At 60.1% G+C, this 24,199-nt stretch carries 14 protein-coding genes; 5 read left to right on the top strand and 9 right to left on the bottom strand.

From position 1 onward, the window contains the following. Positions 1-591 precede the first annotated feature (591 nt). Entirely contained in the window at positions 592-1,923 is a 1,332-nt protein-coding gene (locus ACVI1L_RS23015) for an MFS transporter (protein WP_456783843.1), read from the top strand. A 121-nt stretch (positions 1,924-2,044) separates the two neighbouring features. On the opposite strand, the gene ACVI1L_RS23010 is transcribed toward ACVI1L_RS23015, so the two are convergent. Next, a complete protein-coding gene (locus ACVI1L_RS23010) occupies positions 2,045-3,049 on the bottom strand; it encodes a nucleotidyl transferase AbiEii/AbiGii toxin family protein (RefSeq protein WP_253640766.1) in 1,005 nt (334 codons plus the stop codon). Next, a complete protein-coding gene (locus ACVI1L_RS23005) occupies positions 3,042-3,641 on the bottom strand; it encodes a DUF6088 family protein (protein WP_253640767.1) in 600 nt (199 codons plus the stop codon). Before ACVI1L_RS23005 ends, ACVI1L_RS23010 begins: the two co-directional genes overlap by 8 nt. Positions 3,642-4,325: 684 nt before the next feature. On the opposite strand from ACVI1L_RS23005, the gene ACVI1L_RS23000 reads away from it, so the two are divergent. From ACVI1L_RS23000 to ACVI1L_RS22985, 4 genes are read left to right on the top strand one after another with little or no spacing between them, the layout of a single operon-like run. Further along, positions 4,326-5,855, top strand: coding sequence for a Wadjet anti-phage system protein JetA family protein (locus ACVI1L_RS23000; protein ID WP_456783842.1), 1,530 nt, complete (start codon positions 4,326-4,328; stop codon positions 5,853-5,855). Then, positions 5,845-6,483 carry a DUF4194 domain-containing protein gene (locus ACVI1L_RS22995; protein ID WP_253640769.1) on the top strand — a complete coding sequence of 213 codons (639 nt, stop codon included), beginning with the start codon at positions 5,845-5,847 and terminating at the stop codon, positions 6,481-6,483. Before ACVI1L_RS23000 ends, ACVI1L_RS22995 begins: the two co-directional genes overlap by 11 nt. Continuing rightward, positions 6,480-9,914, top strand: a complete 3,435-nt coding sequence (locus ACVI1L_RS22990; RefSeq protein ID WP_456783841.1) for an SbcC/MukB-like Walker B domain-containing protein — start codon at positions 6,480-6,482, stop codon at positions 9,912-9,914. Before ACVI1L_RS22995 ends, ACVI1L_RS22990 begins: the two co-directional genes overlap by 4 nt. A 2-nt stretch (positions 9,915-9,916) precedes the next feature. After that, a complete protein-coding gene (locus ACVI1L_RS22985; RefSeq protein WP_456783840.1) occupies positions 9,917-11,086 on the top strand; it encodes a Wadjet anti-phage system protein JetD domain-containing protein in 1,170 nt (389 codons plus the stop codon). 689 nt (positions 11,087-11,775) lie between these two features. Here the strand turns inward: ACVI1L_RS22985 and ACVI1L_RS22980 are convergent. The 7 genes from ACVI1L_RS22980 to ACVI1L_RS22950 all read right to left on the bottom strand — a co-directional run bounded on the left by ACVI1L_RS22980 (position 11,776) and on the right by ACVI1L_RS22950 (position 24,197). Beyond that, positions 11,776-13,374 carry an ABC transporter ATP-binding protein gene (locus ACVI1L_RS22980; protein ID WP_456783839.1) on the bottom strand — a complete coding sequence of 533 codons (1,599 nt, stop codon included), beginning with the start codon at positions 13,372-13,374 and terminating at the stop codon, positions 11,776-11,778. Positions 13,375-14,798: 1,424 nt separating this feature from the next. Continuing rightward, entirely contained in the window at positions 14,799-15,005 is a 207-nt protein-coding gene (locus ACVI1L_RS22975) for a hypothetical protein (protein WP_253640774.1), read from the bottom strand. A 2,125-nt stretch (positions 15,006-17,130) separates the two neighbouring features. Continuing rightward, positions 17,131-19,359, bottom strand: a complete 2,229-nt coding sequence (locus ACVI1L_RS22970) for a hypothetical protein (protein ID WP_456783838.1) — start codon at positions 19,357-19,359, stop codon at positions 17,131-17,133. Between the two features lie 583 nt (positions 19,360-19,942). Continuing rightward, positions 19,943-20,296 carry a hypothetical protein gene (locus ACVI1L_RS22965; RefSeq protein WP_456783837.1) on the bottom strand — a complete coding sequence of 118 codons (354 nt, stop codon included), beginning with the start codon at positions 20,294-20,296 and terminating at the stop codon, positions 19,943-19,945. A gap of 283 nt (positions 20,297-20,579) precedes the next feature. After that, positions 20,580-21,818 (bottom strand): cytochrome P450, encoded by a 1,239-nt coding sequence (locus tag ACVI1L_RS22960; RefSeq protein ID WP_456783836.1) that lies wholly within the window; start codon positions 21,816-21,818, stop codon positions 20,580-20,582. A 586-nt stretch (positions 21,819-22,404) separates the two neighbouring features. Continuing rightward, positions 22,405-23,439 (bottom strand): ribonucleotide-diphosphate reductase subunit beta, encoded by a 1,035-nt coding sequence (locus ACVI1L_RS22955; protein WP_253640778.1) that lies wholly within the window; start codon positions 23,437-23,439, stop codon positions 22,405-22,407. Positions 23,440-23,468: 29 nt separating this feature from the next. After that, positions 23,469-24,197 carry a hypothetical protein gene (locus ACVI1L_RS22950; RefSeq protein ID WP_456783835.1) on the bottom strand — a complete coding sequence of 243 codons (729 nt, stop codon included), beginning with the start codon at positions 24,195-24,197 and terminating at the stop codon, positions 23,469-23,471. Positions 24,198-24,199: the final 2 nt, after the last annotated feature.

The following is a 24,199-nucleotide window of genomic DNA, read 5'->3' as shown; positions in this document are numbered from 1 at the left end:
CGCCATGAGCGGATATCCTCGACGTCTGCAGCGCAGGCTGCGATCCGTCCTTTAAATTGTGTCGTCAACAATGCGAGCTCATGCCACCTCTGATCGTAGGAGGATCCCTGGTTCTGCAGCGACAATTCCGACAAAGTAGGTGGCCGCACACAACTGGTAAGCAGTGGAGCAAAAGCCGGGCCAATTGCCTGACGCTTTGCGCACACGCGCAGCCGGCTGAACCCTGTCTGCATGCGCGGTCATCTGTGTGAAAGCAGGCGGCTTCTGTTCGGTGCCCACCAATATTGTCGCAAACTCGCCATGCACAGAAGCACAACGAGCGCTGCGCCCGACAATTGCAACGCGCTTGCTCATCTTTGCCGGCGATTGCCGCGATCCGTCCAAGCTTTGAAACGGGCCGCAAGAGGCAGGCATTCTTATTGCATTCATCGTCGTGAGCTTCGTCCTGGCATGCGTGAGGAATGTAGAGCACCGGGACGCGGGCCCAGCCCACCTCAAGCTAGATGACGTGCAGAGCAAGTGAAGTGCAATGCGCCCGACCTCGCTGGTCGAAATGCTCAGGCCGGCGATCGTGCCTCAGACGGATCGAGGATGGGCAAGCAATCTACTCGGCAGAAACCGGAGCCGGTCCTCGTTCCGGCAGACGAACGCTTGACCGGCCGCGCCGTGTTAGGTGCAACGATCGGCAATATTCTCGAATTCTACGACTTTGGGACCTATAGCTTTTTCGCGATCCAGATCGGACAAGCGTTTTTCCCGGCAAGCGACCCGTTCGCCAGCCTCATGCTGTCGCTCGCAACCTTCGGCGCGGGTTTTGTGACCAGGCCGATCGGGGCCATCGTGCTCGGCTCGTATTCAGATCGGGCCGGGCGCCGGCCTGCGATGACCGCCAGCTTTGTCCTGATGAGCGCCGCGATCCTTGTGTTAGCGCTCACCCCCTCATACGGGACAATAGGAGCTGCTGCTCCGCTCCTGGTCATTGTCGCGCGTTTGGTGCAAGGCTTCGCGCTCGGCGGTGAGGTTGGTCCGACAACTGCCTATTTGCTGGAAGCGGCGCCGGCCGAGGGGCGCGGTCTTGCTGTCTCGTTTCAGCCTGCCAGCCAACAAATCGCTGCGACGGCCGGGGCGCTTGTTGGAGAAATACTCTCCCTGACCATGACAAGCGAGGCACTCAACGCGTACGGATGGCGGATCGCGCTCTTGCTCGGCGCCGCTACGCTGCCGTTCGGATTTTGGCTGCGGAGCGGCTTGCCCGAAACGTTGCACCGGCCCCAAGCGCCGGCTCCGGGCGTTCACCCTGTAGGAAGATTGCCTGCCACTCGCCGTATCATGAGCTTGGGATTCGTCGTCCTGGCCAGTTGCACGATCATCACCTACGTCACGGGATATATGACCACCTATGCACTGAACACCCTACAAGTTTCCGCGCCTCTCGCCTTTGGCACCACGCTCGTTAGCAATACGGTAGGAATTGCTGCCGCGCTGCTGGGCGGCTGGCTCGCAGACCGCGCGGGCCGCCGGCACATCATGATATGGCCGCAGATCGCTGCGTTGTTGATGACCTATCCGGTGTTCTTCTGGATCTCAGAGAGCCGCAGTGCCCTCGCACTTCTCGGGGGCCTCGGCGCGCTCACACTTATCGGAACGATTCCGTATAGCGCCTTCTATGTGAGCATGGCCGAAGGTTTGCCTAAGAACATTCGTGGTGGCGCCTTCGCGATCATCTACGCTTTTGCGATAGCGATCTTCGGAGGCACAGCTCAACCAGTCGTCACCTGGCTGATCTATCTTACCGGGAGCGCGCTGGCGCCCGCCTGGTACATGCTTATCGCTAGCGCGGCTGGGCTCCTTGCCATGCTCATGATGCCGGAGACGGCACCGCTCAAAATTAACAGCGCTGCAAACAAGCAAAGCCCGCTATAGCGTGGCGAATGCGCTATTTTTCCAACGTGCAGCAGCGCGTGCTAGGGCTCATCTTCGGCAATCCTCAGCACAGCTTCTATACGTCGGAAATCTTTCGAAGCGTCCGTTCCAGCAACCGGCCTCACTTACTATTTGCGCGCCGCTGCAGAGCTTCACAGCGCTTCATGAGCTGCTCAAACGGCTCAGGTTCGCCGAGAAGTAATCCAGCGTCGATTGTCTTTTGATAATCGGCCTCAAGGTCCTTACGCATCTTTTCGTCAGGAACTAACTGAAGCTTGCCGGATATCGCGGCGTGATAGTCGATGACATTGTCGTCGCGATCTTTCTCCCGGAAGAACTTGCTCTTCCAATCGGCGACTTCCTGCGCCAGCACTTTGTCATCGAAGGCGGCTTGCGCAAATCCCTTATCATCGAGCTTCACGAGATCGTACCAATGGCGCGACACACGATCGCCCGCGATACCCTGAGCGCAAAGAACGTGGACGGCCGTTGCTTTCTCCCAAACGGTGCGCTTGGGAAGCATGATTTTTGGGGTCGCTACAGGAAACTCGAGCTCGGACAGGGATTTCGCCGCATCGCAGGTGATCTCTCTCGTCTCGGACGGCTGACCGGTCGAGCGCGCACCGAATTCGAGCTTGATCCAGGGCGGAACATAGTCGAAGCCCTGGGTCAGCTTTTCATAGTCGACATAGATGACATCGTTCTCAACACGGAACGTGACGTCGACTCCTGTAGCTGCTGCGTGTTTCTGTAGGACAGGAAGTGTCTTGTCTTTGACCCAGGCGGTGAGCCGCTCGCGAGCAAGCTTTGTCCACTTGTCGGCCTGGCTTCGCGAAGCGGGTATGGGTGGGTCGCCCGTGGCAAGCTCAGGAATGATCCGGCGGACATCGTAAGTGAGATCGATATCCTCCGAGAACCGTTCGATGACGTCGTAACCTTTGGAGAGGGACGTACCTCCCTTAAAGACAAGATGCTCACCCAATTCAGAGTCAAAGAGTCCTTGCAGGGCCCAAACGGCCCAGATGTCCTTCTCCAAAAGATGGACCGGGCGGCCTGAGGCGGTGGCGGCGACGCCAAGTGCCTCAAGCCTCTCGTCACGAGAGAGCGTCAGGTAAAGTTCAGCCATGATTTAGAAGGGATTGGCTGACGGATTTCGACATCCACGGAGGCATCGCGCGACGCAGCGCGACGAGATCCTGCAAAGTGTCGTCGGACAGCTTGCGCTTCAATACCTTAAGAGCCTCGCCCGCCTCTCGCTCGCCGAGCCAGGCAAGAGCCCGGATTGCCTGTCCAGCAATCGAGTCTGTCGGCAGAAGCATCCAGTGCGGTGCATGCCGCATCTCAACCGTCTGTGCTCCGAGACGAAACTGACGATCTGGACCGGAGGTCAAATAGACGAGCTTCGTCGGCACTTGCGTAGTGAGACCAAGTTTATTCGCGGCCGCGGCTCCGTGTGGAACGATCGTTTCCGCGTGCGTGGAAGCCAGCGCTTCGATGACCTTTTCGGCAGCCGGCGCGCGTATGCCAAAACGTGTTTTCACTGGCAGAGCGTAGAGCCCATGGGCAAGACGCATCAACTCGTTGCGTTTGGCGAGACGCTTCAAAGCTTGATCGACCGCAGCACGGCTTCCCAAATGCAAAACTTCCTTAGCACCGATCAAAGTGCCTTCTGGAAGTGCTTGGGCATAACTCAAAATACGCTCGGCGACGGTTTGCATGGTTTCCCTCCGTTGTCAGAAACATAAGCCAATTTCTGACAACACGCAAGGTTTATCGAAATAAAAAATAAAAATCAATAACTTAGCCGCTGCTTGATATTACTTAGCAGGGGCCAAAATCAGAACGGCAAGGGCATGAAAGGCCATGAGCGTGTGGGGTCTCATTGCTCGGGGCATCGAACGGTGGGCTCAATCCTCAAGCCTCCGTCGGCAAACGAGATGGAGGCGGCAGAAGCGCGGCCGTTACACACTTCAGCGGTTCGCAGGGCACAAACTACAGATTGCGACCACCTTAGCACCACGCCCGGCTTGGATACTCAACGGAGCCCTGCTCGTCCGTCAGCCCGGAGGCTTCCGTCCTCAATAGTTCTTCCCTAAGATCTCCGCGCCTACTTCGGCCGAATAGCGGGGCTTTTTTGTCTCATTGGACAACATAGCTTGCCGAAGTTCTTTGAACGGCTTTTCCCCGAAGACCCATCCCTCCCTCAAAGCGCCGGCACGGAGCCCTGAGGCTCGACAGCTTCCCTTCGGCAAGCTATATAGGAACATACAGCGAACAAAACCCTTCTGGTTGCGAGTCCTCGCGATGCATCTCGACTGAAGTATTTCCCCAGTAGATCATGAGGTTAGGGGCAGGGCAGCTCGCCCCTTCTCTGGATGACGCCGATTCAGGAGTGGTAGCGATTGTCCTTGTTCCGTCATTTGCATGATGAGGCTTTTTTGGCCTTCTCGCGCGATCACAAGCACCTGTACGCGGCCTGTCTGCTCGACCTCCTCGAACGCTTCTTTTCAGGCGCGCCGTCGTTCCCGACTCCGCAGCAGGTCGTCCACGCCATCTATGACGTCATGCGCGCCAACCCAGCCCTCTGGAGCGAAGGCGACGACTTCGGCACCTTGCCGGAAATGATCTCGGCAGGTCGCCGCCGTATCCGGAAGGCCGACGTCGCGCTCGCGTCCGAGAAGGGCGACAAGGCGCTCGGTCTGGCGCGGCAACTCTACGCGCGGCTGCTCGCCTGGGGTTGGCTTGAGGAGGAGGAATACGGGCTCCGTGTCACGGTCGACATGGCTATGGGACCGCTGCTCGTGATCCAGCGGCTCGCGAGCCTCAATAAGGATCTCTCGCAGCGGTTCGGCGGCTTGATCGTGCAGATCCGCCTCAATCTCGAGGCCGTCGAAAAGCTGAGGCCCGCGATCACCGACCGCAAGCAGCGCGAAGCCGCGCTCGCCGTCCGCGAGGCACGCAACCAGGCCGACCAGTTTACCAAGAGCCTGCGGGCCATTCTGGCCGACCTGAAGCGGATCCGACGGACCGTCATGGAATCGAAGACGGTGGCTACCCGGCTGGAAGCCTTCTTCGAGGAGTTCGTCGACCAGCTCCTGCTGAAGGATTTCGAGTCCATCCTCACCGTCAACCATCCGTACCGCTTCCGCGATGCCATCGTCGATCTCGCACGGCGGATCTCCTATACACCGGACACCATGCAAGTCCTCGCCGAGGAGTACACCGCTTCCAGCATGGCCGCCGACGTCGAGGACGGTCGAATGGCGGCGGCCGACGATCTGCTTGCAATCGAAAACATCTTCGAACAGATCGGCGAGATGTTCGAACGGATCGAGGCCTTCCGCAGGCAGCTCGAGGCCCGGGTCCGCAATACCATCAAGTACGCCGAGCGCGGCGGGCAAGGACTCGTCGGCCGGGCCGGCGACCTGGTGCGGCGGCTGGACGCTCTGCTGCGAGACGGCAGGCACGATAGGGCGACCGTCGAGTGGAGTATTGAGCCGCTGCGGTCGCCCTGGTCGGAGCACCATCAGGCGCCGGCCAGGCAGCCGCGCCGCCCGGTCGAGGCAAGGGAGCTCGCCGGCCCGCCCTCGGACCCGTTGTACGAGCTGAGGAAGAAGCTCCGTCTCGAGTACATCGCTCGCATCGCGCCCCGGCCCGAGGATGTCAGACGATTCCTTGAGGGCCAGGTGCCGCCATTCGCGACCAAGGAAGCTCGCTTCATGGAAATCGACACCGTGGACGACTTCCTCGCCTTCGATTGCGCCCGCCGCTATGCGCTGACGGGCGAGGTTCCGCCGCAGGTCGCGGCCGGATTCGATCTGGAGCCGCGCCCAGACACGCCGCCACACGACAGCGATTGGCTTCGTTGCGCGAACTTCCTGGTCAGGCGGTCCGGCAGGCTCCGGAAAGCGGAGGCGCCCAATGCTCAGTGAGTTCGAACACGTCGAGCGCTCCTTCGGCGCGGAAAAGGCGGCCGACCTCCGCAAAGCGCTGCACTTCCTGCTGCGGCGGCAGTTCGTGTTCGCGGGAGATCCCAGAACCGGAACCGTCTACAACATGATCATGGACGGCCGCTTCCGCAACGTGGTCGATGACTTCTTCGATAGTTGCGGATACCGCGTCCATCGCGATCCGGAGGCGCAGTGGGCCGGCATCGTCGCCATGGATGAGGACGTGCCGCTGCCCCGGATGAAGCTCGACGAAACCATCGTCATTCTGGTGCTGGCAGCGTACTGGCAGCAAGAGGTGAACGTCGGAGCGGTCGAAGACCGGGCCGTCGTGGTCGCCACCTTGAACGATCTGTTCGACCGCTACCGCGAGATGGCGCAGCACGGCGGCGGAGGCGCGATCTCGGCCGCCCGCTTCCGCGACATTCTGCGCGAGGCTGCCCAGCGCAGCCTTGTCGAGATCGGCGACTTCGACGACGAGCAGCAGGACTGCGAGGTCAGGATCCGCCCGATGATCAAGCTGATCAGCGGCGGCGACGCCCTGCAACGGCTCGAGCGCTACGTGCGCAGCGAGGAGGCCCGCTTTCCGCAGCCCGCGGGAGACGAGGCATGATGGAGCTACGCCACCTGACGATGGTGAACTGGCACCTGTTCGACGTCGCGGACATCGATGTGACGGGGCACGTCGGCGTCCTTGGCGAGAACCGTTCCGGCAAATCGACGATCCTGGACATGGCCCAAGTCGTACTCACCGGCGGCAGCCGGCGGTTCCTGCGCCTGAACGCAGTCGCCGGCGACAGCGGAAAGTCGCGTAGTGGCTCGAAGCGCAGCGTCGTCGACTACTGTCTCGGCACGCTCGGCGAGGACCAGCGCCGGCGCGACGAGGCGCGCACCTACATCGCGCTCGGTTTTGAAGACACGGAAGGCGCGCGGCCGCCGGTCACAATCGGCATGGCGCTCGAGGCGCGGAAGTCAGACAGCAGGGAAACCGTGCTGGCGCTGTTCGTCACCGTCGGCACCCTTCTAAGCTCCAAGGACTTCATCGAACAGCGAGGGAAGTTGCAGTTCCCGGCGCAGTGGGAAGACGTGCGCGCCCGGATCGTCGCGGCGGTTGGCGAAGGCAACTTCGTCAACCACCGCGATCGTGCCGGCGACTACGTCCGCGAATACATGCGCCATCTCCTGCCGCATTCGCCCTACGGCGAGCAGAACGCAAGCGCCCTGCAAAAGTCGATCGTCAATGCGATGACGCTCGATCACAACCAGACGGCCACGCAGTTCGTGCGGAACTATATCCTCGAGGACAGTCCGATCGGGATCAAGGAGCTGCGCGAGTCGATCCAGACCTACCGCAATATCAGCGAAACGATCCGGAAAATGCGCCTCAGACTCGAAGCCCTGAGGGCACTTCGGGGGGTTCTCGCCGCACTCGAAGAGGCGCTCGAGACCAAGTTCAGGGAGGAGTGGATCGCCAAACGCGCGGCCTGGCTCGCGGCGCGCGCGATCAACCTGGACTTTAAGACCAAACGGCGTACCGAGATGGCGCGCCGAGATGCCGCAGCAAAAGAACTCGAATTCATCGAGGAGGACGTCAAGGCCATCGATCAGGAGATCGAACGCCTGACGGCGGCGATCGCCGAGCACGATGCCAAGACCGGAAGAAAGTCGCTGCAGCAGAGCGCCGATGTGGCCGCGCAGGCGGCGCACCGCGCCTCGGCCGAGTTCAAGGCACGCCTGGATAACATCCGCAGCCTGTATCCGCTCCGGGCGATGTGCGCGGACTCTTTCGAAGACTTCGTCCCTGCGCTGGAGCGTCTTCTAACCGCCGCCGTCGGAGCCGACATAGCGGGCGTCTCAGACGAGCTCTCCGCGGCCGAGAAATCCTTCGCGACCAGCGGTGCGAAATGGCTGCCGAAGATCGACGAAGCGCGTCAGGCGATCATCGCGGAGCTTTCCGGGCTGCGAGGCCGGCGCGACGAGGTGCTGGAACGGGTCCGACAGCACGCCTCCGGAGGGGCGCGGGCCTATCTTGGCGACGACACTGAACTCCTCTGCCGAAGGCTCCGGCAGAAGGGAATGGCCCCGCGCGTGCTCTGTGACATCATCGAAGTCGCCGAACCCGAATGGGTGGGGGCCGCCGAGGCGCTCCTCGGCCGCGACCGGGAGGCGGTGTTCGTGGACAGAGCGGACATCAGCGCCGCCACGGCGATGTTCAAGGAAGGCCGCCGCGAGTTTCGCCACGCATCCCTCGTGAGCCTGAACAAGCTCGAGCAGTTCAGGGCCAAGCCGGAGCGCGGCAGTTTCCCCTCCATCTTCCGGAGCCAGGATCCGGACGCGATGGCGTTCATCATGCGCCGCTACGGCACGGTCCGTCTCGCCGACACGCTCGATCAGTTCAATAGGCCCGGCCGGGCCATCATGAAGGACGGCCTCTACGACGATGGACTCGTCAGGACCCATCGCTGGATCGAAGCCTCGCAGCACAAGATCGGAAAGGCGGCCCAGGCGAACGCCCTGCGCTCCCTGCAAGATCAGGCCGAGGAACTGGATCGGCTCCTGGCCGACAAGAGCAAGGAGGCCCAAGCCGCGGAGCAGGCCTTTGCCGCTCTGAAGAACATCTGTGACGGGCGTGACGACCTGAAGGCTTTCGCTGCGGCCTTCGCGGCCGCGCAGATCGAGATCGGCGAAGCCCATGCCAGGCTCGATGCACTCGATGGCGCGGGCGACGGCGGCCTTCGCGACAAGAAGCGAGCGCAGCAGAAGCTGAAGGACAAGAGGCTCGACGAGAGAAAGACCCAGCAGAAGGCGTTTGGCGAGCATGACGGCGAACTCAGATCGGCCGAGAGGAGGCTCAAAGATGGGGAGAACGTGCCGGGCTCCGAGCTCAACCTCCGGGTCGCCCGATCGATCTACCGCAAGACCTTCCCGCTCTACTCCGCCGCGAAAGGCAGGCTCGTCTACCGCGAGCGCCTCGATGCCGCAGCAAAAGGCGGTTTTGCTGAGAAACACCGTGCCATCGCAGACAAGGCGGTTAAAGATGCCGACGCCTCGGACGTCGAGCGCGTCCGGATCGAGCGCCGGGTTCGCGAGTTCCTCTACGATTACTTCGACCAATTCGGGATGAGCTCGCAAGTTGGCGCCGAAAGCGAGCCGCTACGCGAGGTGAAGCCCTGGATGGAGCAGCTCATCTCGGATATCGAATCCAACGAGCTGCGCCAGTACGAACGGCAGGCCCGAGAAGCAGCAGAAAAGGCCTCTACGCTACTTCGCGGCGAGTTCATCAACGCGCTCACGGCCCGGATCGGCAAGATGGAGCGGGAACTGCAGTCGTTGAACCGTAGCCTCTACGCACATCCCTTCCACAACGAGAGATATTCGTTCCATCGCACCCAAGTGGTGGAATTCCAGCCCATCCTGAAGATCATCGAGATCGCCAAGACCTCTCCGGAGGCGCTCGACATGCTGTTCCGGGGCGATGTGCCCGATGACTTCCCGCACAAGGATACGATTCTTGCACTCGAGGCGCTGCTAGAGGATCCCGACAAGGACTTCACCCAGTTTGAGGACTACCGCAACTTCTACACCTTCGAGATCCACATGGAGGATGTCGCTACCGGCCGCTCGACCCGCTGGGAGCAGCGGCGCGGCACCGGATCGGGCGCCGAACAGCAGGTACCCATCTATGTCGCCATCGGCGCTTCGCTCGCCGCCGTCTACGGCAGCGCCGAGCGTCGTACGGGCAAGCCCGCCGGCTTCGCTCTCGCCATGTTCGACGAGGCCTTCTCGAAAATGGACGGCAAGAACCAGCGGCAGATGATGAGCTTCTATAGGAATCTCGGGCTCCAATTCGTGATCGCGGCGCCGTTCGAGAAGCGGGTCGCCGTGCTCGAGCACATGGATACGATCGTGGAAGTGGACCGCATTGGCGAGCAGTCCAGAGCCACCGTGGTGGAACTGAAAGAGAAGGCCAAGCGCGAGCTGATGGCCATCGATCCGGACCTAATGTCCGAAGATGAGCTCGCCAGCCGTCTGGCCGCCGAGTAGCCATGGCGCGGCGTTTCACGGACGCGAACGGCCTCCTGAATGACCTGCTCGATCGCTTCGAGGCCGGCGCCGCGAGCCCGATCGCGCACCCGGATTATGCCGCCTTCGTCTCGGTCGTCGCGGCGGACGCCTTCCTCAAACAGATCAGGGAAGCCGAAGGTACCGGCGCGGTGTCCGTTGGCTGGGGCCGAGGCGTCAAGCGGGATCAGGTCGCACACGTGCGGCTGGCCTCGGCGGAGATCCTATACCGATATCTCGACCGCACCCCCGCGTCGCGGATTGCGCAGGACGCTGCGGCAAGGCTTGCCGCCGGATCGGCGCTGCGCGACTCTCTGAAGAACAGCGCTTCCCAAATCGCCGAGGTCTGGGGACGGGGGAAGACGTGGCACGGATTCGCTTCGTCCGACGTCGAGATGCTGCGCGACGCCTTCGTTCTCGCCCAGGCCATCCTGGACGACAAGCATCTCGACGTCGACTACAAGACCTTCTCGCGACGGACGGTGGGTCACAGCAAGACGCTCGAACGCATCGAGGGTGCGGTCGTGCGGCTCCTGAGCGGCATCCTGGAGTTTCCCCCCGGCGCGCGGCCCCGCGAGGCACTGCGGGCAATCGGACTGGAACGCTTCGCGCCACCGCTGCTGGTCGCAGGAAAAATCGACCTCGAGGGAGCCGACCTCTCCAGGATTTCTCCACATTACCTCGGAATCACTCCCAAGGAAGCAGATCGCGTTCGTTTTCGGGAGCCACCGGCATACATTCTGACGATCGAAAACTTCGCAAGCTTCAACCGACACATTGCCGAGGCGGACCCCGGTCGACTGGGAACGACGATGTATGTCGGCGGTTACCCTTCGCTCGCCACCCAGCAGGCGCTGCGGATGATCGCAGGGTCGGTATCCGAAAAGACGCCAATCTTTCATTGGTCGGACATCGATCCCGACGGGAGCTGGATCTTCCACACCATCGAGCGCGCCATCGGCCGACCGATCCGACCCCACCTGATGAGCGTCGAAATTGCGGAGCGCTCGGGACAAGTGCCGTCCAAAAAATCCGCACCCGCCAGATGCTCACCACAGTCCGGTATCGCGCGGCTGGCAGCGTACCTGGCGGAAGATGGAGCCAAGACGCTTGAGCAGGAAGAACTCGATCCCGTTTTGCCAGAGCTTCGTTAGAAAATCCGTGTCGGTGTGAGGCCGACATCGCGCCGTCCGCAGTTCAAGGATCTCGGCCGGCGATGGTTGAACAACACATGCGATCGGCAAAGCGGACGCCATGAGTAAGGCGGCTGCTTGCCGGGATCGAAAAACGCCGTCGGCACGCGCTCGACACGCCCCCAAGCACCGCCTGCTCTCCGGAAGAGATCGCGTCCACCGTTTTTCCTGAGTTGCATACCCACCTTCGTGGTCAAGCGCATGCGTGCAAGGGCGGCGCCTGCGATCCGGGTGACGGCGCAGGACCATGTCCATCTCGCCAATGCCCGCGAAGGCATCGTGGCCGATGTTGCCGTCCGGACGCGAGTAATGGGTAGCGGGGCGATGTCTACCTGGTCGCCGAGCTCATCAATCGCGGCACATATGCGCAGAATTCCGTCTGGTGCAGCCTGAATTCAGGACGAAGGAGCCTGTTCCGACCGCAAGCCGGCCGATCGCCAACTTACGCCCGCCCCTGCCACCTGGCGTCGCAGATTGGCAATCGGCACCCTAGAATACTTCACGTCTACCGGAGCACAGGGCCCCGATTCCATCATAGATACCGAGGATGGTCTCTATGACGTGGGTAGCTCCTTGAACGGCGAAGGCATCTCGTCCGGCGATGCACCTTCTGTGCGGCGTCAACGCGCCGGGCCGATCATTCACTTCGGCTATGTCACTGACAAGCCGCAGTCGGTCAGGTCGACCACGACGTCGCTTGTAGAAACGACGCCCTTGCGGTGAGTGATCGCCAGCACGGTCACATCTTTGGCTAGCGTACGGATATGGTTCATAATGTCCTGCTCGGTTTCTTCGTCGAGCGCGGAGCTGGCCTCGTCAAGAAGAAGGATCGCCGGCTCGCCATAAAGCGCGCGGGCAATAGCAATACGCTGGCGTTCCCCGCCGGAAAGCTTCAAACCACGTTCTCCAATTGCTGTGTCAAATCCTTCAGGCAAGGCCTCGATCAAGGGGAGAATAGCGGCTTTTTCCGACGCAGCGCGAAGGCGCACCTCGTTGCGGGGCCGCCCTAGCAGGATGTTGTCGGCTAGCGACTCATTGAGCAACATCACGTCCTGCGGCACGACAGCAACTGCGGCATACCAATCCGCGCGTTCGATGCCCGCTATATCGGTTCCATCTACCAGAATACGACCGCGGTCCGGTTCAATCGATTTCAAGACGAGCTTAAAGATTGTCGATTTTCCCGATCCCGATTCACCGACAAGGAAGGTAATCCCACCCCGCCCAGCCACAAACGAGACGTCCGTAACGCCACGACCGTTGTCGTAGGCGTAACCAATGCCCTCGAAAGAGAGCTGGCCAGCGGAGGGCGTGAAATCTTGAGCGTGAGACGGTCTGCGCTCTTCGGGTGCGGCCCATAGTCTAGCCAGAGGGATGAGGTCGGCTCGCGACCGCGCCGCGTCAGAGATGGCGCGCGCAACCATCTCGAATGGCATATTGAGCTGGAGTAGAAGCGTGTTGAATAGCACCATATCCCCGATGGTGACCGCCCCGACCTGGTATTCAGGTATGAGAAGGAAAAACGTGACCGCAAATTGTAGCGCGACGGCTGGGCCGAGCACGGCGATGTAGGCAACGCGTTGCAACACATAGGCGCGCCAGTTATCACGCACCTCCCGCGCCGTTATCGTAAAGCGCTGGCTCATCCAGGAATGACTGCCGAAATAGCGCAGGGTGTCCATGGAGCTCATGACGTTGCCAACGAAACGCGCATTGTCCTGTCCGGCTTCTCTGGCTCGTTCCAGGAACACGTACGCCCGACGCGTGGAACTCCACGTCAATGCAATTAGGACTGCCCCATAGACGACGACGATTGCAGCGATCTGGATATTGAGGAGCGCGCCGAGAGTAGCGAACGTAAGTAGAAGTTGTGTTGCAGCAGGGATGAAGACGACGATCCCAAGCTGGACCAAAGCCGTCAGGGCGCTGCGCCCGCGCGCGGCCGCATTCTGTATCTCTACGGGATTGTGCTCAAGAAAAAAGAGCGCGGTTTTCCTCAAGATGCGATCAAAGAAGCCCGTTGCAGCGATGAAGCCCAGGTTCTCGGCTGTCATGAAGGACAGATACTGCAGCATGCGCTGCAATGCGGAGGCTACCCCAAGTAGGACCGCATAGCCTGCGAACCCCCACGCAAGCACCGACATGTCTTCCTCGCGCGGGAGACGGTCAATGAGACACGAAAATACATAGGGCGCTGCGACGCTGGTCGCGCTTGAGATCAGCACCACGGCGACAACGACGAGAAGCAACCACCGATCGGAGCGCCAGTACGCATGTAAAATTTCGGAAACCGGTGATAACGTGCTGCCGTTCGACATATCTAGCGGATAGAGAAATGGGCTTTGCTGAGGTTGAAAGAGCCGACATAGCCCTGTTCGCACGATGATTCCATGGCGAGCGCACGTGAAGATGCTCGATGAGGGCTCGCAGCACTTTCCTGTGTATCATTGCTTGGCTTCAAATCAATTGATCCAGCACGGTCATCAACTCACCAAGGCTGGTAGGTTGTCGTCTGCCTTCTCACATGAGAGATCATTTTGTGGCGGGGTGGCTGAACGCCAGCTGCGAATTTTGCGATTCTTGTTTGGCGATTGACAACTCGACGGAGCGCTATGGATCTCACCTTGAAGCGCGCCGAGGCAACATTAGGCAGGAGGTCTGAACTCAACGATTTTACCCGCGTTTTAATCTCGTCCCGGCCTTGGTGACAAAGCGGAGCTCAGCAGTGCGCGTTGCCTGATCGTTGTTAAGCACCCTGTCCTTATCCGCGCGATCCCAAAGCTCCTGTGGCGAAACTTGAACAGCTTCAGAGACCGGAACGCAACGGCTTTGATCAAATCGCAGTTGGCTTGGCCTTTGAACATAGCCGGACGCACACATGTGCTCGGTAAGTCTTGATCTTTACCGGCAGGTGAGCCTTGGAGGCTTACGGCGAGATAAATGTATTCGGGCGTTCTGAAGTTCGCGGCTATATTGGAAAGTATGGCATCCGGGGTGCTCAATCGGGAACACCGAGTAGCGACGTCCGCCTACATCGTCCGCCTGCCTCTTTGCCTTTGGCGGACCGATTTCGGAGTTGTCGGGATGCTCGCACGCGCGCCGCGATCCAGCGCACTTCTTTTCCTGTCCGCAGTGCTCCTCACAGACCGGCTGGCCGCGTCATCAAGAGCAGATTCAGCCAGCTCGACCAGGCGAAGCCTCATATGGGACGCGCCGAGTCGCCTGCGAGTCCCAGACCGCGTTCAGTTTCTCCGACGGCTTTGCAGTGCCCGCCGATCGACGACGAGGTTCCTAAGGTTCAGGTCTGGCTGCGGACCTTCTGCTAATCGACTGACCAGTGCCCGCGTCCCATCAACCACGACGACGCCGCAGTCATACTGATTGCTCTGCTGGCTTATGGGCGCGTCTTGCAGGTTGGCCCCGACTCGTTCAGCGATCCTGCTGCGTATCATTATATCCTAGAACTGAGTCATAGTGATAGGTAACGAGCCGAACGCGGCGATCCACCAGCAGGAACGACCAATGGGAGCCAAGGCGATTGAGGTCTGTAGCGCTAGCATCATTCACCGGCAAGAACAGGAAGTCGGCTGTAGCCGGAGGAGGAGGACGCGACCGCTGTCCAGCTAGCGGCCGGCGCCTCTATCCTCGTTCTATGCTTGGTTGTCTTCCGTCGTTAGTGCTGCACGCACGAGGGATCGGTCAAACAGAAGAATAAGTCGCAGATACCATCCAACGGGTCATCCGCGCATTGAGGATATGACGTATCGGCTACCTGCACCTTGGTGGCGACCGGTTGGGCGGCAACCTCAGCAACAAAGGTCGGCACCGCCGGCGTTCCAAGCGTGAAGGCGCTCGCAGTCACAATCACGAATTTTTTCATTCTAGAGTCGCTTCCCTAGGTTGGCCCCAGCCGTCCGCCACGTCTATATGACCTCACCGCAAGTGGTAAAATTGATTTTCTTGATTGGGTCTATCTACGGAATGGATACGTTCGGATATCTCGGCAGGGCCTCGCCTTAAGTCAATCGGAGTCAGCGGAGCCGTTTATGCTCGAGCTCTCGCCCAGCCATCGAAGCTATCGATACATCTGTCGAAGCATTGATCTTGGCATTGCATTGGTTGGGACTGCACGGGTTTCCCGACGGCCCCTGCGTCACTTTCCGGATGAGCGTATACGCGATTTCTTCACCGCCGATACGACCGATTGCGGAGATCGCTCTACTAGTTCCTTTTTCTTATGGCTACGCTGCAGGCCACACCGCAAGGCTTTCGCCGCTGTGGTGCCAAGTCTGGTGCAGCACCGGGCAAGTTAGTCCCTACGACCTCATCAACCGAATGAAATCGTTGAGGCCAAGATTCACGATCGCGAGGATTGAACGACCGATCCGGGCAAAGCAGATTCCCCTATGCACGTGCACAAGGTTTCATAAAATCGTTCCCTCGGGTTGAACGATCTCGATCGAACAACAACACGCCATCTTGGCGGCGTCCTTGATGTTGGGCTGAGGCCACGGCAAAGGCGCTGCCCGACGCCGTTCCAGGTCGCCGAGCCCACGCGAATCCTCGCGCTCCGTCAGGAATCCCAGCAGAGCACAATGTCGCTTCCACGCAACGCCAACCGGTCACGAGCCCGATGGCTGTCTCGGCTATTCCGACCAGAGCCAGCGTCTCGAGCGGCACTTTCGGGCCATCGATTCACGATCGATGCAAGCCTGCCTCGGCAGCCTTCCTTACGCAACTCAAGCTCAGGATCGTTGCGCCTCCGCCGGGCCGCATCTGCCCGACTTTCGCACTGCCGGATTTAGCGACGATGGCGCCATCTCGCCAAAGTCAGCTCTGCGATGAACAATGGACGGGCGCCACAGTCGCAAGGGCTGGATCTTCAAGCAATGAAACTCGTCAGCTGATCGACAGCTAAACCCTCTAGCATGAGACCATCTCTATCCGGACAAGGCTAGGCTTGTGAGCGATACCCCAACCGAGGAGCGCGAGGTACTGTTTCTGGGCGGGAATCTGGATGACTATCGGACCGCTAGCGAATTGAATCCATACAGAAAGTCAGAGACGAGAGGCTGAGGCTAAAGGGTGCGAGAAAGCGCGACATCTCTTGTTGCGCTGCTCGGAAAAATCGGAAGCAGCGTTCGCGGCATCTATAATGCCTGATCGGAGTGGCCAGCGGGGGAGCTGACCGGGTAGCGTACGTCGACCATCAAAGTGTCCGCCGAGATCTGTATCGTCTTCAAATTCGTCGCACTTGTCGTCGTCGGGAAGCGAGGTATTTCGCTCGCCGATAGCCCAATATGCTCCATTATAATCGCCATAGCTCCCGCTCGGTCTGACAGCAATGCCAGCAGAGCACAACGAGCTTCCCGCCACCCCGACGCGGTCGTGGCCGTCACAGGATCAGTATTTGCAGAGAAGCAGCTCCGCCCTCACCGGCTGGGACAATCGGAAGAACGAAAAGCCCCAGCACCTTCTGGGGGGCCTGGAGGCCGGGATGCTGGGGCTCTCGTCGCCTTATCCAAGCAAAAGGATAGGCAGGCTCATTGTGCATTGCGAAGTCGATTCGTCAAACCAGAGCGCATAGTTTTCTATTGGCATGCCAACCATCGGAAGCAGTCCCTCTGGAGGTTTACTTGTCAGTTGGCGACGCACATGCAGGCCTTTCGCGACGAGCGCGACGACATCCGACCGTATCGTCATCGGGATCACGCACATGAGGATTTTCTCCTGCTGCCGCGCTCAGCGGCTGGCTTCGTGCCCACGCGCCGATCTTCGGCGTCACCAATGGCCTCATAGAGAGCTTACTTGCCCGCGATCGAAAATGATCCGGCTCCCCGGCCGACGAGCCTCTCGTGGATTTGGTGCGTGTTCTCTTCCTCCGCGCTCCATCCTTTGGGAGATGGAGCCTGAGGAGCCCGGTGCGGCTCAGGTAATCCGCCGAGCCGATCTGGAGGCATGAAAGCTGCCATCGAACGGCATGCTGCCGCAAGACAAGAAGCTGACTAGATTCCCAGTCGCCCCATCTGCGCTGACACGTGCCCAGCATCGGGAAGGTGGTACAACGCCTGGCCGCCAGCTGCGGTGCTCAACAAGGACTTGCAAAACGCAGGTGTGAGCTTGCCGCGGTGGATCACGACGTTGTTGTGCCCCTCGGCGGCTCGAGCGTTCTGCCAGTGCCGATTATAGCCGCGCTGTTCATCGGACTTCACGTGGCAAGCGGCGAAGTCACGTTCCCCCAGCATTGCCAATTGCCAGGCATGTACCGGCCGCTTGGTATGGATGTGCACCCACATCGGGCTTGGCCTCGCACCACTGCTCAGCGCCTTTGGCTGCAGCTTGACCTCGAACAGCTTCCCTGGCTCTCCCTGCAAGGCGCGCGGTGGATCGACTGGCGCCAAATCCCCCGCCGCCCGCAATTGTTCAAGGTACCTTTGCGACGGAAACGCATAGGTCTTCATGCAATCGCTCGTGATTGCCGCCTTTCGCCCGCTCAGTGAGTTTGCCTGCCCCTGCACCTCGGACCGCATCGCCTTGAGCCGAAATATTTTTTCGTGCACTTCGGGCACTTGCGCCGGCGTGAGCAGGCCCCGGCGGCGAGGCTCCTCCAGCGCGGCTATACAGGCCTCAATCTCAGTAGCCTGCGTCTGCAAGCGCTTACTGACGAGATCCAAGACGTGGTCGGCGTCCTCGGGCTTCATCTGGCGCGCTTGCGAGACGGCACTTTGTTGAGCCGGCAGATCGAATTGCAGCAGTTCGTCCAGTCGCTCAAGTAATCCCGCCAGCGCTTTCCTTGAGGGCGGAGCCTGCCACATCTGGAGGTGCTCGGTAGCAGAGGTTGAGGCGCTCGCGCGTGCCTCCTCCGCGGTCACGAGTTTTTTGGTACCGAGGTCCGAGAGCACGATAACCTTGCCGGTCGGGGCCGTGGCCGCATCGGGCCTGGCGAGTTGCGGCTCGGGTGGGCGGGGCGTCGAACTCCCCTCGCCTGCGGCCGCTGCGCGCCTTCCTTTGCCCTTTCTGCGCGCTCTGCTGCTTTCACCCACCATGGCGGTATTTTCCGGCAGCGCAGGCCGGACCGGCGGTTCAATTGTGGCTGCCAACTTTGGCTGCACTGCCAGCAACCGCATGACTTCGTTCGCCGTAAGCCACGCACCTTCCACGATCTGGTCCAGCAACTGCAACGGAAGGTCAGCTCCTGATCCGGCTTCCCTCAGCGTGGCAACCATGGAACTCACTCCTGGAGCGAACTCCGAAAGCCGCTCCATGACACCTTCTAGAACGGCGCGATGCTCGGCGTCGAGCGGTGCCCCGTTGCTGTACATAACGGCATGGCCGGTCGAGACAAATGCTGGGAAAACATCTTCGATGAAGGTCCCGAGCAGACGCACACGCCCGTTCTCGTCCATGAGGGCCTCGTGTGTGTCTGGTTCCAACGTGCTCGCTTGCGACTTAATCAAGAACTCCGCCAGAGCTATGCGCGATTGCAGATACATGCACTTCATATTGAGCGCGCAGCCGGTGTGCAGCCTTAATGCGGCCTCTTCGGCCTTGCGCATCTCCGGCGTAGCGCTTGGCAAGTCTGCAGTAGCTGCGCAGACCGATTGCATCCGCTCCGCGCGCAGTGCCTTCTTTCCCCACCACTCCATGTGGGCCGCATGATGTTCCGCCACGCTTGCGACCGAGCGGCTCAGCTGGTAGGGCGTAGCGATGCCTTTCAACCTCTCGAACCAACTTAGCGCTTCTTTTCTCTTCTTCTCCACTTGCTCAACAATCTGCCTGGCCACGGTGTTACATTGGGTGGCTGCGTCAAGGACGTCATCGCGGAGAAGGCGGGCCCGATCGTCGGGCAGAATGCGACGCGCCAAATTTGGGGGCAGATCGGCGTAGTAGTCCAGAGCTGCTGAGCCTGCCCTGACGACTTGGTCGATCAGCTCTTGCGCCTCGGGCAAGTCCCGGCCGTGCATGGCCGCTCGACGACAAATTTCAAGTTCCTCAAGGAGACTCTCCAATCTTTGCCTTGCTGCTCTGATCTCGTCCCGCGTTGGCGCCACTACATCTGAATCTTGTGGCTGGCTCGCGAGCGGCGCGGCCCGCTCCTGAAGCCCGGAGCGCATCCGCTCCACGACGGCGTCGAAGGATTGACTGCGGTCTCCAGTGACGCCGCCGAGTTCCCCGGTGCTGTCGGCTGCTGCCGCCCCAACGTGCGATTTCCCGGATCGGCCAATGCCCGTCATGCTTTATCTCCGATTAAGTCGACGATGTGCAGCCTGTCTGGATAGACCGCTTGGCTGACGAGTAGCTGACCAAGAGCGTTCTCCAGGGATGCGATCCTCGCAGCTCCTGTGTTGCTGCGGGGATAACCGCGTGAGTTGCGGGATAATCAGCTGAAGCACGACCGCGGACTAACCTGTCCTGGTCGTGATCTGCTTTGTCGAATGCGGCAATACCGGCCGCGAGGCGATCCGTGGTCATCTTGGCTCCAGGCCAGTCGTGTGTTCACACGAACTGGACGAAGCCATCCAAATGCTGGAGAGCACCAGGCAACGCTCGCTCATAGCGAATTGTGGTCAGGCAGAAACTGGCCAGCGTAGATCGATCAAGACCTTACGGCCGCCGCACGCATCTCACGATCCGGCAAGCAGACTTCGAGAAGAGTTTACGAAGCCAACGGCCACGCACCGACCGTGATGAAATGTTGAAAGCCGGTCAGCAACAACATTGGCCCCGTGCGAAGCGAGCAGAACCGACATTGCGCAGGTCCTTTTCAAACTACATCTCGCCAAAGCCGGCACCCATCCATGCTCAATCAGAATTCCCTCATAGACATATGGCAGCGAGCGTACCAAGCGCACCGAGCAACAGCCCGATCAGCGAACCGGTTGTCGGAACGTCTCCAAAGAGGAGAAGGGTGAGTATCGGCTCCACCACCAGAATAGCTCCCACCGATATTGCGACAATGATCCAGATATTCTTCAGATGCGTGTAGCCCAGCGCGTATCCGAAAACGAGAAGGATGCCACCGAAAGATATCAGCAGAAACATCGGCAGGAGCATTGTCACATCCCCGCCCGATTTTCCAAACCGCCTTGAGGCAATCAACTCGGCGATGATCGAAATCGCTTCTCCAAGGAAAATCGCTGCCACCGCTACAATCTTCAATATCAAGCTCATCGACCTTTACGGTTGCAGCTATCCAAGGCGGCCCGAAGATGGGGCTTTGAGGCGCCGTTGGCGTTGCCCTTTTCGCTTGTCATGCGCCGGCAAGGCCGCCCGGCCCGCTACACCTGTCGCTCCTTACACGAGCTCCACAACGCCTGCCCGGTTGCCGACCGGATCCCGACATGCAGCGATTGTTTGGCGCCGATCAAGCCGCTTTCGCTACCTGCGGCAACGAAAGCGGCTCAAGACAAACCCAACCGCACCGCGTGCCGTCTGCCACCGACGCGATCAGGGACTAGGCTGCAATCTGCACGGGCAGCGCGGAATAGCCGTGAACGAAGTTTGACGCGATTCGCTCGGGCTCGCCGACAACCCTGACGTCCAGCCCTGCACGCAATATTTCCTCCCAGAGGATATTCAACTGCAATTGCGCAAGATGCCGACCAACGCACCGATGGATACCAAATCCGAACGACAGATGCTGCCGCACATTCTTGCGGTCGATCACAAAGCTATCGCCATTCTCGATGACTTCTTCATCCCGGTTGCCAGAGATGTACCACATAACGACCTTGTCGCCCTTGCTGATCTGCTTTCCACCCAGAATGCAATCTGCCGCGGCGGTGCGGCGCATATGGGCGATCGGTGTCTGGTATCGAATAATCTCGGACACGGCGCCCGACACCAGCCGCGGATTGTCGCGCAGTTTTCGCAGCTCGCCGGGGTACTGATTCATGAACAGGACGCCGCCGGTCATCGAGTTGCGGGTGGTGTCGTTGCCTCCGACGATCAGCAGGATTAGATTGCCGAGAAACTCATCCGGCTCCATATGGCGCGTGTCGGGCGAATGTGCCATCAAGGAAATCAGGTCCAGCCGCGGCTCGGCATTAATGCGCTCGTTCCAAAGTCGTGTGAAATACTCAAGACATCCGGACAGGATTGTCCTTCGCTTTTCCCAGCTGTCGATGGCATGGCCGGCTCTCGGAGGTGTGACAGCTACATCTGACCAATAGGTCAGGAGCCGACGGTCTTCGAAGGGAAAGTCGAAAAGCGTGGCGAGCATCTGCGTCGTCAGCTCGATCGAGACCATATTCACCCAATTGAACGGATCATTGCGCGGCAAGCCGTCCAGAATCACCCTGACCCTCGAGCGGATCAGACTTTCAAGCTTCGCCAGGTTATCCGGTGCAACTATCGGACTTACGGTGTTGCGCTGCCGGGCGTGTTTTGGAGGGCCCATCTTGATGAAGCTCGGGGTCCAGTGCTCGTCAGGCACGTCGACGATCGTGACACCCTGCTCTGATGAGAATGCCTTATGGTTTGTATCCACCGCGACAATATCGCGGTACTTCGTGACGGACCAATAGGGGCCATAGCGGCTGTCTTGGCAGTAGTGAACGGGATCCTCCCTTCGCAGCCGCTCGAAGTACCCCCATATGCTGTCATCCTGAAAGCGCTTGGCTTCGCTTACATCCAGCTTGCTCAGCGGGATACTCGACGCCCCATCGGCTCTACGTGCCGATCTCGCTTTCATGATGGGCTCCGCAGATTTTGCTCATTCGAGAGCATACGGGTCCGCATAGTCGCTATCCCCGACCGCCCTGGTGTGTTGGTTGCGAGCATGTCCTCGCTCCAACAGAGTATCTCAAAGCGCGAGGCGGCCTCTCCTACCATTTCCGGCAGTCAGAACCGCATTGACTTTCCATATCGATCTGTTTGTGGCTGGCCGAGAGCCATCATCCCATGGTTCGGCGCCAGGGCTGCGCTGTAAAGGGGCGCAAGTTCAGAACGCAGCTCCGCCACCCGCATGCCGCGAGGCTAAGCTTGTCAAACTCGCAACACATACGCGTTTGAGCGCCGGCCGCGTGCGCAGGTTCACCATCGACTGCCTGCTCTGTCGACGCCATGACGGCCGATCCTCCACAAGCATAAGGACCTCAGCGACTGATGGTGAGTGGCGCCAGATCCAGCGGCTTTGCTGTCACGGGTCTGCGATAATCATTTCGAGCGGACCAGATCGGTGTCACGCGATGTGGCCTTGCTGCGCGGTCTCCAGCGGACTTTCGCGAAAAATCCTAGGTGCACCAGAATCGAAGCGCAAAAGCGTTGTTGCGTTCGTGCTAGATACGGCCGAAAGTAGCCCATACTCCCTCTTCGCCGTCCCAGCTGCCGCGGCTCGCGGCCTTGGAGTACTCCGTAGCGCGCTGCTCGAAGAAGTTGGCGTGCTCGACCCCATTGAGGATCTCGACCAGCCAGGGCAATGGATGCGGCTTGAGCTGGGTAAACCCGCTCTGACCAGCCTCAAAAAAATCGAAGACCGGGGTAATCCCGAGCTGGGTCAGCCGCCAATCGGCGACATAGCGGACATAGGCATGGATCTGCTCAGGGCGCATGCCGTCGATCTCGCCGAGACCAAAGGCGAGATCAACGAAGTTTTCCTCCAGCTTCACCATGGTCCTGGCGACATCGATGATGTCGTCGCGAACGGAGCTCGTCACCGCGCCAGTTTCGCGGTGCCATTCGTGAAATAGCTTGATGATGCCCTCGCAGTGGAGACTCTCGTCGCGCACTGACCAGCTTACGATTTGTCCCATGCCGTTCATCTTGTTGTGCCGCGGAAAGTTAAGCAGCATGGCAAAGCTCGCGAACAAAGCCATGCCTTCAGTAAAGGCACCGAACATGGCCAGGGTGCGAGCGACGTCGGCCACAGTATGGACGCCGAATTCGTGCATGTAGTCAGCCTTGGCGCGCATCTGCGCATAGCCGCGGAATGCCTCGAACTCGGCCTTGGGCATGCCAAGCGTCTTGAGCAACAACGCATAGGCGTCAATATGGACGGTCTCCATATTGGTGAAGGCAGCCATCATCATCTGCACGGTGAGCGGCTGGAAAATCGGGATGTAGCGTTTGAGATAATTGTCACCGACCTCGATGTCCGATTGAGTGAAGAAGCGGAATATCTGGGTGAGCAGCGCGCGCTCGTTGGCAGTGACACGATCCGACGCCCAATCCTTGAGGTCGGAGCCGAGCGGAACCTCCTCGCCCATCCAATGGGTCTGCTGCTGACGCTTCCAGAACTCGTAAGCCCAGCCATAGCGATCAACGTCATAGCTTCCGGTCGAGTCCAGGAGGCCGACCCGTCCCTTGCCGATCAACGTGCGCGGATCGACAGCCGAGAGGTCAATCACTGACATGCAAGGCACTCCTCATAGTCGGTGCGCTGCGGCTGCGGTCGTTCCGCCTCGTCACGGCCGCTGATTTTGCCGGCGAACGCTGCGCGCGAGATCGACTTCGAACGGCAGTAATAGAGGCTTTTCAATCCGCGCTCCCATGCCGTCCAATGCAGCATATGGAGATCCCACTTATCGACGTCGGCCGCCAGATAGAGGTTGATCGATTGACTCTGGCAGATGAACGGCGCGCGGTCGGCGGCGAGCTCGATGATCCAGCGCTGGTCAATCTCGAAAGCGGTGCGAAAGATCGCTTTCTCGTGCTCCGAGAGGATGTCGAGATGAGCGACCGATCCCTCGTGCGCTATGATCGACTGCCATATCGCCGGGGTGTTGGCGCCCTTGGCCGTGAGTACCCTGGCGAGATGCGGATTGCGCACTGAGATGGCGCCAGACAATGTCTTATGGGTGTAAATGTTGGCCGGGACTGGCTCGATGCAAGCGCTCGTGCCGCCGCAGATAATGCTGATCGAGGCGGTCGGCGCAATTGCGATCTTATGGCTGAATCGCGCCATCACGCCGCGTTCCAGCGCATCCGGGCAAGGGCCGCGCTCGCGAGCGAGCGTCACCGACGCCGCGTCGGCATCCCGCCGGATTTTCCGGAACATGTTCAGATTGAACGACTTGGCCAGGACGCTCTCCATCGGAATGCCCTTGGCCTGAAGGAACGAGTGGAAGCCCATGA

This window comes from Bradyrhizobium sp. USDA 4516 (assembly GCF_054055915.1).
Note: the sequence above shows the minus strand (reverse complement) of the source record. Positions and strands in the feature narration are given on the sequence as shown.

Coding starts and splice junctions, on each gene's coding strand:
- ACVI1L_RS22950 (WP_456783835.1), bottom strand. CDS start 24,197: ATGGGCTTCCACTCGTTCCTTCAGGCCAAGGGCATTCCGATGGAGAGC.
- ACVI1L_RS23015 (WP_456783843.1), top strand. CDS start 592: ATGGGCAAGCAATCTACTCGGCAGAAACCGGAGCCGGTCCTCGTTCCG.
- ACVI1L_RS22970 (WP_456783838.1), bottom strand. CDS start 19,359: ATGACGGGCATTGGCCGATCCGGGAAATCGCACGTTGGGGCGGCAGCA.
- ACVI1L_RS22960 (WP_456783836.1), bottom strand. CDS start 21,818: ATGAAAGCGAGATCGGCACGTAGAGCCGATGGGGCGTCGAGTATCCCG.
- ACVI1L_RS22965 (WP_456783837.1), bottom strand. CDS start 20,296: ATGAGCTTGATATTGAAGATTGTAGCGGTGGCAGCGATTTTCCTTGGA.
- ACVI1L_RS22990 (WP_456783841.1), top strand. CDS start 6,480: ATGATGGAGCTACGCCACCTGACGATGGTGAACTGGCACCTGTTCGAC.
- ACVI1L_RS23010 (WP_253640766.1), bottom strand. CDS start 3,049: ATGGCTGAACTTTACCTGACGCTCTCTCGTGACGAGAGGCTTGAGGCA.
- ACVI1L_RS22995 (WP_253640769.1), top strand. CDS start 5,845: ATGCTCAGTGAGTTCGAACACGTCGAGCGCTCCTTCGGCGCGGAAAAG.
- ACVI1L_RS23005 (WP_253640767.1), bottom strand. CDS start 3,641: ATGCAAACCGTCGCCGAGCGTATTTTGAGTTATGCCCAAGCACTTCCA.
- ACVI1L_RS22975 (WP_253640774.1), bottom strand. CDS start 15,005: ATGAAAAAATTCGTGATTGTGACTGCGAGCGCCTTCACGCTTGGAACG.
- ACVI1L_RS22985 (WP_456783840.1), top strand. CDS start 9,917: ATGGCGCGGCGTTTCACGGACGCGAACGGCCTCCTGAATGACCTGCTC.